Source organism: Chryseobacterium sp. SG20098 (assembly GCF_031844745.1).
Lineage (GTDB): Bacteria > Bacteroidota > Bacteroidia > Flavobacteriales > Weeksellaceae > Chryseobacterium > Chryseobacterium cucumeris.
Window position 1 is genome coordinate 5,117,327 of the sequence record NZ_CP134622.1, and the last position, 7,764, is coordinate 5,125,090.

At 34.9% G+C, this 7,764-nt stretch carries 7 protein-coding genes; 1 reads left to right on the forward strand and 6 read right to left on the reverse strand.

Features of this window, described 5'->3' with window-relative positions:
• Positions 1–410: 410 nt before the first annotated feature.
• Entirely contained in the window at positions 411–662 is a 252-nt protein-coding gene (yidD, locus tag RHP76_RS23370; protein ID WP_034695943.1) for a membrane protein insertion efficiency factor YidD, read from the reverse strand.
• A gap of 98 nt (positions 663–760) precedes the next feature.
• On the opposite strand from yidD, the gene RHP76_RS23375 reads away from it, so the two are divergent.
• Positions 761–2,038 carry a replication-associated recombination protein A gene (locus RHP76_RS23375; protein WP_120230550.1) on the forward strand — a complete coding sequence of 426 codons (1,278 nt, stop codon included), beginning with the start codon at positions 761–763 and terminating at the stop codon, positions 2,036–2,038.
• A 47-nt stretch (positions 2,039–2,085) separates the two neighbouring features.
• Here the strand turns inward: RHP76_RS23375 and RHP76_RS23380 are convergent, their stop codons facing one another.
• The 5 genes from RHP76_RS23380 to RHP76_RS23400 all read right to left on the reverse strand — a co-directional run bounded on the left by RHP76_RS23380 (position 2,086) and on the right by RHP76_RS23400 (position 7,628).
• On the reverse strand, positions 2,086–2,523 hold the full coding sequence (locus RHP76_RS23380; RefSeq protein WP_311229183.1) for a hypothetical protein: 438 nt from the start codon (positions 2,521–2,523) through the stop codon (positions 2,086–2,088).
• Between the two features lie 116 nt (positions 2,524–2,639).
• Positions 2,640–4,874 carry a DUF2339 domain-containing protein gene (locus tag RHP76_RS23385; RefSeq protein WP_311229184.1) on the reverse strand — a complete coding sequence of 745 codons (2,235 nt, stop codon included), beginning with the start codon at positions 4,872–4,874 and terminating at the stop codon, positions 2,640–2,642.
• Between the two features lie 112 nt (positions 4,875–4,986).
• Entirely contained in the window at positions 4,987–5,697 is a 711-nt protein-coding gene (locus tag RHP76_RS23390; protein ID WP_311229185.1) for a hypothetical protein, read from the reverse strand.
• Between the two features lie 361 nt (positions 5,698–6,058).
• Complete coding sequence (gene pheA, locus RHP76_RS23395; protein WP_311229186.1) at positions 6,059–6,907, reverse strand: prephenate dehydratase; 849 nt, start codon at positions 6,905–6,907, stop codon at positions 6,059–6,061.
• A 310-nt stretch (positions 6,908–7,217) separates the two neighbouring features.
• On the reverse strand, positions 7,218–7,628 hold the full coding sequence (locus tag RHP76_RS23400; RefSeq protein WP_062670861.1) for an acyl-CoA thioesterase: 411 nt from the start codon (positions 7,626–7,628) through the stop codon (positions 7,218–7,220).
• Positions 7,629–7,764 lie beyond the last annotated feature (136 nt).

Here is a 7,764-nt window from a genome sequence, read left to right on the forward strand (position 1 = left end):
ATGGGTTTTACAGATTTTACTGCATACTTGAAAGTGGTGATGTTTTCTTTGGTGACACCAGTATCAATCAGTTTAAAGTTTTTATCGAAAAACTGGTACTTTGAATCCTTGTACTTTGCTAAAGTGGAAGCACCATAATTGTAATAAGAAGGTTCAAAATTAGATTCATTAAGGATGACAACAAAAGACTGGTTCTTGTCTGATTCTCTGTCCGGAAAAGCCGTAAGGTCTCCCATCTCCGTAGTAGAGTAGATTTTTACAGGAACATTGCTTCCATTGATATCTAAAGTTCCGTCAGATAAACCTCCAGGGTATTCCTGTGCAAAAAGAAGCTGCGTGGTGAACGCAAACAGCACAAGATAAATTCTGAAAAAGAGTGTATTCATTTTTCTATTGATTTAATAGTTTGATTATTGACATTTATGTTTGGGTGGAACGGGATCGTAACCGCTTCCTCCCCAGGGGTGGCATCTTAAAATTCTTTTAAATCCCAGCCAGAAACCTTTAAAAACCCCATGCACCTGTAGTGACTCAATCATATAGTGAGAACAGGTAGGTTCGTAACGGCAGTTTTTGGGAAGTAAGGGCGAGATGAACCATTGGTAAAATTTGATCAAAATTACCAGCGGAAATGTAATGATTTTATTGAATGTAAGTTTCAAAACAATGCAAAAATAGGGTAAAAAAATGAAAATTAGTTTAAATTTGTTATAAGTTTCGGAGATCAAAATCCGGACATTGATCTTAAAAAAGAAGTACTTTGAATCAAAATATTCCATTAGCTGAAAAATTAAGACCTAAAACCCTGAAAGATGTATTAGGACAGGAGCACCTTACCGGCGATAAAGGAACAATCAGAAAAATGATTGAAAATAATACCTTGAATTCGTTGATTTTATGGGGACCTCCGGGAACAGGAAAAACAACGCTGGCTGAAATTATCTCAGAACAGTCGGGGAGAAAATTTTATAAGCTTTCTGCTGTTTCTTCCGGTGTGAAAGATGTACGTGATGTGATTGAAGATGCAAAAAAGCAGAATCTGTTCTCCGGAAAATCACCTATCTTGTTTATTGATGAGATTCACAGGTTTAATAAATCGCAGCAGGATTCATTATTGCATGCGGTAGAAAAAGGCTGGATTGTATTGATTGGTGCGACTACCGAAAATCCGAGTTTTGAAGTAGTATCGGCATTACTTTCAAGAAGTCAGGTTTATATTTTAAAAGCATTAAGTTATGAAAAGCTGGAGGAATTAATAGACATTGCTTCGGAAAGATACAATAAAGATGAAGGAACAGATTTTAAAATCCTTGAGAAAGAAGCTTTCATTCAGTATTCCGGTGGTGATGCCAGAAAACTGATCAATTCCGTAGAGCTGGTTTTGAATCAATATAAAAATTCGGGTACAACGGAAATCCTGAATTCTGATGTTCTTGAAGTTCTCCAGGAAACAATGGCTTTATATGATAAAAACGGAGAGCAGCATTATGATATCATCTCAGCTTTTATCAAGTCGATGCGTGGAGGTGATCCTAATGGAGCAGTATATTGGCTGGCGAGAATGATTGCCGGGGGAGAAGATATCAAGTTTATCGCAAGGAGAATGCTTATTCTTGCTGCTGAAGATGTAGGGTTGGCGAATCCTAACGCTTTGGTGGTCGCCAATAATTGTTTCCAGGCAATCAATGTTATCGGAAACCCTGAGGCAAGGATTATACTAAGTGAAACAGCCGTATATCTTGCGGTTTCACCCAAAAGTAATTCTGCCTATATGGCTATCAATGATGCGTTGGCTCTGGTAAAGCAGACGGGCAACCTGCCCGTACCTCTTCATTTGAGGAATGCACCTACTAAATTGATGAAAGACCTTGATTACGGAAAAGAATACAAATATGCCCATTCTTATGAAGGAAATTTTGTGGAACAGGATTTTCTTCCGGAAGAAATCAGGAATGTGAAACTATATGAGCCGGGAAATAATTCTACGGAAAAGAAGATTTACGAAGAGCTCAAGAAAAAGTGGAACAATAAATACTAATAAAAAAAGGATGTTGTAAAAACGACATCCTTTTTTATGTTATTTAATTATTCGGTAGTGTAAATAAATAATGTTTTCTTACCGTTGTAATCTTTTGTTTCTGTTCTTTTCTTGATTTCAGGATATATCAAAGTATTGGTGTCTACAAATTCATATCCTTCAATAAATACAGGATTATCTGCTGGGATATTATATTGAACATTCATATTGGATAATGCCATTCTGTCAAGTACATTTTCTCCATTTTTAAACTTATATTCAGTTACGCCTTTTGTAAAAACAGAACTGTATTTTTTTAAGCTTTGGGGAAGACTAGCTGGAGTATTGTATACCTTTGAAACCTGCAATACGTTCTTTTTGGTATTGAACAATTCTACTGTCCCAATGGCATTATCGGCCACTGCAAACTTTACTGCAGGATTTTTTTGCTGTGCCAATAAAGTAGCAGAAGATAGTAGTAAAAAAGAATAGAATAGTTTTTTCATAATCAGAATATGTAACTGTTAAAAACGTGATAAATATAGTTATTTTTTATAAAATCTGAATAAAATCTCGAATTGTTTTACATTCTATTTAGAAATAAAAACTTTTTCCCTGATTGTTAGTCGGTATTTTCTTCTGTTTTGTCTTTTTTATCCACCATATTTCTGATCATATTTTTCAGGCGTTGAAAAGCAAATGAGCTTAATAATAAAATGATTCCGAGAGCAATAAAGGCACTTATTCTTGAAATATTATCCATTTGCCATACATCATACCCATAAAGTTTTAATACCATCAGACCTATCAATGCAAAGCCAATCTTGTTGTATTCCTGGATATTCTTTTTCAAGCCCTTATAAATAAATATACTGGCAAGAATTGTCCATATTATAGGAAGATAAAGAATATTGAAATGTTCACTCGCTTTATAAGAATGAGGAAGATTATTGGAAACCATTAAAATATAAGAATGATGCAGCTCGCAGCTTAGAGAAATGATTAGTGCCAGAGCCTGTATCCAGTAAGAAATCTTTTGCTTGTGAAACGCTGAAGTAGGAATAATTCTGTATCCTATATATATAAAAGGAATCCATTGCAGAAGATGAAGAAAATAAAAACTTAAATTGAGCTTTTTTGTTAAGACAGCGGTCACAACTGAAAGAGTTGAAACCGATGTATTTATTACGAACAGGAAGAAAAACAGATAAATTAGTAGGTTTTGAACATCATTTCTGATGCTGAGCAGTTTTCTGAAAAGCAATAAAATTAAAATATAATAAATACTGAATAAAAGTCCTGTGCTGGTAATGGCTGACCAGGGCATTTCCGAAATATGATAAGTGATTTCAAGAAGAAAAGTTATATAGATAACCCCATAACTGATCGCGGTAATAAGATCTTCAAAAAAGTTATTGCTTTTTTTCTGTGTCTCTTTCACTGTGTTTCTTAGTAAATACAGATTAATCATGATGGAAACAATTGTAAAGGAACTGGTGATGAATGGAGGATTGAATATGATATTGAAATCTTTTGTTCCAAAATATTCAGTCCAGGTTATAAGCTGGGCGATTATCACCAATGGAAACAGGATATAAAAGAAGGTTTTGAAAATCTTATGACCTGTTTTTTTCCAGATAAAAAGAAGCAGGGTGGTTTCTATGGCCCAAATACTGGTGATGAGATGCGTTTTAAACTGAATAGCAACCGCAATGGTTATAAGGCTGGTAACAAGCCCTGCAAATACAGAATAAGCTACTCCAAAGCTTTTGCGGGTGTATTCTCTGAAAAGTAAAATAGCGTTTACAGCAGCAAAAATAAGTGGGAAAACAATCGGAGGGTCATATTTTAATGTATCAAAAATGTAAAGAAGCCCCAGGATACTTGAAAAATTAGCGAGAGCAAGTATTAAAATATCAGAGGTTGAAAATATATTTCTTCTGAAGTAATCATGCAGGGCAAAAATGTAGAAAATCAGATAACTGATCAAATAAAAAGTAATGCTTAAAAGTTCAGGACTTTCATTAGTCCAAAAGAAGAGATATCCTGTTGTAAAAATATAAGCTGTCCATCCCACGCTTTTCCAGTGCTGCAGAAAAGAGGCTGCCAGCATTCCTGTATTTAAAAGGGTAATATAAATAAAAAGGAAAAGGTAGTTACTTTGTCCTGTGCTGATCATCAAGGGAGCTGCAAAACCTCCAATCAGTGAAAAAATTATCAGTACTTCACTTTTATAATAATAGGATAAGATAATAGAGGCCGCAGTAATCAGTGCGGTTATGGTAAAAGCAGTATTTTGGGTAAACAGATGGTATTCACGAAAGGCAATGGTGGCCGTGAAATATAAAACGGCAACTCCACCTCCTGTAATAATGGAAGAAAAAGCCTGATAATTTTTTCTGAGAAAATGTCCGGTTATAATGATTCCTGCTCCGATACAAAAACCGATTCCCGCTCTTGCTGCTTCTCCAATCCAGTTTTTATCAATAGCGTATTTTACAAAATAACCAATTCCGAGAACAAGGGTAAAAATACCGATAATGGTAAGTGCGTTTTGTTTTAAAAAATCAGAAACAGGAGCAAGCCAGTCTTTTTGAACTGGTGTTGAAATGTTTTCATTTACTTCACTGGGTTGTATATTTTGATAATGAACCAGCGGAGATTGCTCTTGCTGAGGGAAGGATGTCTCTTCTGTTGAGTTTTTCTTATGAATTACTTCAGTCTGAGCCGGAGGAGTATTATCGATTTTATAATTAAGATCTGAAATCTCCTTTTCCAACTTTCTGATTTTGGTATTCAGATTATTGAAAATGATGAAGATAATGATAAAGATGATAGCCGCAACAAATTCATTCATTTCATTAGTTTTTATCAAATATAAAGAAATGTTTAATATGCTATTAAAAAATTAACCCATCGCGGTATAAGCGATGGGTTAAATGGTATAGATAACTAACAATATGTTTTTACTAGTTTGATACTTTGTAAACGTAGAATGATGCAATACTGGATCCTAATAATCCTGCTGTGACAACACCGGAATCTACAAGTCCGAAAGATATTTTGTCACCCGCCTGGAATGAATACAAAGAATTAATGCTGGAATCGGAAAGTGTTAAGTTAACTGCTAATGCAAGGTTAACACCACTGAAGGGACGTGTATCTATCAAGGTGGTTACTGACGATCTGGTTCTTGTAATGGCAATACCAGGTGTTCCTGATAGTAATGAAGCCTGTAATCCTGTTCCGTATCTGAATGCGAATCCTACCGCATATACTCCAGTGGACGGAATATTATAAGAACCGTCAGCATTTGTAAACAAAGCTGCGCTTCCTATAGTTCTATCCGCTTGTACAAAACTGACAGGTTGGAAATCAGATGGTAAAACTCCTAAATTCAGAAGCGTGATACCTGTTGTTTTTTTTGCAGAATATACAGATGTATTGGTTCCTGCAGCTGCGCTTAATAATGACGGGTCTACCGAAAACACTTGTGTGGTTCCCTGGTTAACTGCTAAAATTTGATATCCGGGTAGTGCTGTAGCGGCGGGAGTGTCACGAACTTTCAGTGTCCCGTTAACGTCTAAGGTTGCGGATGGGGTTGCTGTATTGATACCTACTTGCGAGAATAATGGTAACGTCGCACATGCTAACATTAAGCTGTAAAGTTTAGTTTTCATGATCAAGATTTTAATTAGTTGCTAAGCAAATATACAATAAAAATTATACTCTACATTGTGATATTTTCATTTTTAACATTAATATGATGTGATATCTTTAAACATATGTTTATATTTTGATTGATATTTCCATATAATTTAATTACGACTTATTATATTTAATTTTATTATAATGCTTTGTTTATCAGTGTTTTGATAAAAAATAATTCTCTCCATTGTGTGGGTTATTTTTTTATTAAACAGATGATGTTGTCATTAAGGTAATCTATTGTAAAAGTTTTTGAGATTTTGTTTTTTTATAGTGTAAATAAAAAAAACACTGCTTAATGGCAGTGTTTTTTTACAGATTTATTGTTTTTTTCTAGCTTTCCAGAAGAAATTCTTTGTAATTCCCAAGAAAATCTACATTGGCATGGATTGACTCAAGCTCTTTCAATGCATTTTCATGTAAGACTTCTTCCCATGGTCCTTCAACATTGATAAAGAAGAAATAATTTCCCAGTCCTGTTTTTAATGTTCTGGATTCAATCTTACTGAGATTCATTTTTCTCCATGCAAAAACAGATAATACCTGATGCAATCCACCGGGATGATCTTCGGGAAGAGTGATCAGCATACCTGATTTTTCACCCAATGTTTCCAGTTTATCATTCTGGTATTTATTCTGCTCTTTAGAAATGATGATAAATCGCGTGTGGTTCTGTTCGAAATCCTGAATATTACGATTCACTATATTCAAACCATATAAATTGGCTGCAAACTGATTGGCTACCGCAGCAATAGGAGTCTCCGGATTCTCAGAAACAAACTTGGCAGCGGCTGCAGTTGAGGAAAAGTCCTGTTTTGGAATTTCTTTATAATGGGTATCCAGAAAGTGAAAGCTCTGTGCAAGGGCTTGCGGATGTGAATATATTCTCTCAATATTCTCAATAGAATTTTCCGGATGAATCATCAGATGATGGGCAATAGGCATTACTGCTTCTGCTTCAATTTTAATACACGGAGTCTTATACAAATAATCCAGCGTCATAGAGACGGTTCCTTCAATAGAGTTTTCCAAAGGTACTACTGCTTTTATTACCTCTCCGTTTTCAACGGCATTAAAACAATCCAGAATGCTGGCTTGTGGTACTATTTCGTCATCAGGGAAAAGCTGTGCTGTAGCAAGCTGGGTAAAACTGGCATGAGGTCCCAAAAATGCAATCTTCATAATATAATATATAAGGGATGATTATAATAAGGGTACAAAGGTGCGAATTAATTCATAAATAGGGAGGGATAGAGTTCAAAATTTAGAGTTTAACGTGTAATCTTGTTAGTTATGAGTTACTAGTTATGGTTTGTGAGTTGCGGGTTTATTTTGTGACCGGATAATTTGAGATAGCCATCTTGGCTCTATCAAAAATTCACCATTCACTTGCGAAGCAAAATTCACCATTCACATTAATCTCTTCCATTAATATTTCGTCGGGTATTTCCTAATTCCTACCACCTACTACCTGCAACCTACTATCTGGCATCTATCCTTTCCAGTTCTTTTCAATCAGATCCATCAGGAAATCCGGGCACTTGATCACTTTATTGGTTTTTGCATCCAGAAAAAATAGAGTAGTGGAGGCTTCTGTTATTTTAGTATGCTCTTCATTGTAAATTTCATACTCAAATTCAATCCTTACCCCTGGAATTTTTTTAACATAAGTATGAATTTCTAATTTTTGATCATATAAAGCAGGGCGGATATATTTAATTTTGTAGTCCGAAACCGGCAGCCAAATTCCTTGGTTTTCAATTTCATCGTATGAAATTCCTATGCTTCTGAAGAGTTCAACTCTCGCTACTTCGAAGTACGTTGCATAGTTTCCATAGTATACATATTTCATCGGATCTGTTTCTGCGTAACGTACTCGTATTGAGTGTGTTGTGTGTATCATTTTACGGGTTAAATTATACATACAAATATATTTTTAAATAATCAATACCTGCAATATTTTTTTTTGAAAAGAAAATATTGGACCTTTGTCTTCCTTCTAAACACAGTACAAACAAAGAATAATCGGGGCTTAAAAA